Source organism: Acinetobacter sp. UBA1297, assembly GCF_002307755.1.
GTDB lineage: Bacteria > Pseudomonadota > Gammaproteobacteria > Pseudomonadales > Moraxellaceae > Acinetobacter > Acinetobacter radioresistens.
The window spans coordinates 1,813-3,489 of the sequence record NZ_DBUF01000022.1 but is presented as its reverse complement, the minus strand read 5'-3'; the positions used below and the strand labels follow the sequence as shown (position 1 = coordinate 3,489).

2 protein-coding genes and 1 pseudogene are annotated in these 1,677 nt (G+C 47.1%); all 3 read right to left on the bottom strand.

The features are described 5' to 3' along the window. A pseudogene (locus B3R63_RS10175) lies at positions 1-567 on the bottom strand (recombinase RecT); the annotation flags it as partial. A 20-nt stretch (positions 568-587) separates the two neighbouring features. Then, positions 588-1,406, bottom strand: a complete 819-nt coding sequence (locus B3R63_RS10170; protein ID WP_286730912.1) for a RecB family exonuclease — start codon at positions 1,404-1,406, stop codon at positions 588-590. After that, on the bottom strand, positions 1,403-1,677 hold a 275-nt coding region (locus tag B3R63_RS10165), incomplete at its 5' end, for a hypothetical protein (protein ID WP_286730910.1). The genes B3R63_RS10165 and B3R63_RS10170, both read right to left, overlap by 4 nt.

The following is a 1,677-nucleotide window of genomic DNA, read 5'->3' as shown; positions in this document are numbered from 1 at the left end:
CGCTCACCTGTAGCTGTTTCAATGGCCCATGCTTTACAGGTAATATTGCGTAGCTTGACAGTATGGACTTTTTCTTCTGGCAGACTCTTGCGGGCGCGCTCATTCCACTTCCATTCCTTGGTGGTGTAGGTCACTTCCACTTCACCACGGTCTTCCATTTCAAAGCGCAGCGGTGAGTACTTGCCAGAGGTATTAATTGCCCCGATCACGAATTGTGATGACCAGGCTGGACGACCCTCGACAATATAAAGGTTCTGCATAATCATCAGCGGATCGGCACCCATGCGGTTTGCCATATTCAGNNGCAATGACACAGTTGGCCAGACCATTCGGGTTAGATTCACTACGGTACAGCCAGTTTCCATTCTGGTCTTTACCGTCTTTGATCTTTAGTGTATCGCGGTAAACTTCTGGTACCATGGTTGAGGCGGCGAGCATTTTGGCAATACGTTGTGCCAGTTCAAAACCTTCCAGTGAAGTCAGACTGACTTCAACGGGTCTAGGTGCTGCTACAGCAGTCTGACGTGAGGTACGGATCTGTTCAGCAGTCATTACTTGAGAAGTCATTGTTTTAATCCTTATAAAAATTATTTTCGAAATTTGCAGGTGTGATAAATAGGGCAGTATTTGTCGTGACACATCATTGATTTTGAGTTGCCGTAAAATACGCCGTGCTTAATGAGTTTTGCTGCATGGTGCAGTAGTCCAGGTTCTTCTTCAGTACCTAGAAGTACCTCTGCAGGTGAGTCGATTTCACCGATACCGACGTGCTGACCTTTATCTGTTTTTCCGGTAGCCAGGCCGTAGATACGGGCAGGGGCCAGTACCGGTTCTTGCAGTGCATGACTGGCCAATACGGTATAAATCCCCATTTGTGGTGTATGGCCTACGGTTTTGACTGTACCGTCTGAAGCCACAGCATTCTTGCCAGATTTAAGGTCACCAATACCCAGTTCACCCTCATTATTTTCATAGATGCGGTCAATGGTGCCTGTAAGCTCAATGCCCAGATCAGCAAGGATGAGAGATTCACAGCGCACTTCCACACCTATAAATTTTTGGGTTGGCGCAATATGAGTGATGTACTTTTGCATTAATGAATGACCAATTGCCTCAGCAGCATTTTGGTCCAGGTCGGACCAGTCTACTTCTTCACCTGGCTGCCAGATCTGGTGATGCAGGATCTCGCGGCATTCTTCCAGGGTGACGTCTTCTCCGATCAGGTTCAGATAGTCCCACTGGGTTACTGCTTCATGAACTGCTGTACCTAAGCGCGTGCGTGCACCGGCTGGAATACGTTTGTTTAAAAGATTCCTGGCTTCCCAGCGTGCCGGACAGTCAAACAGGTCGGACAGGGAGCTGGCCCGGATTGGAATAATTTTTTCTGGATTTACGGCTGCATTCATAATCTTTCACCCTTAATCACGATGTGAACAGGGCCTTCACGAAAGCTTCCAATACACGTCATTGTTCCATCCAATTGCTGACGCTCCTCTAAGGAAAGATTGCGCCATTTAGCAATTATCCAATTGCCTTTAACCAGACCAATTGGCATATCCCGAGCCATAGATCCATGACTATAACCATTCTCATTACACCATGCGCATGCTGCGTAGTAGGCTTGAAAGTCACCTTCTTGCGTGAATGTGATAACGGTATCTGAATTAATATTTTGCT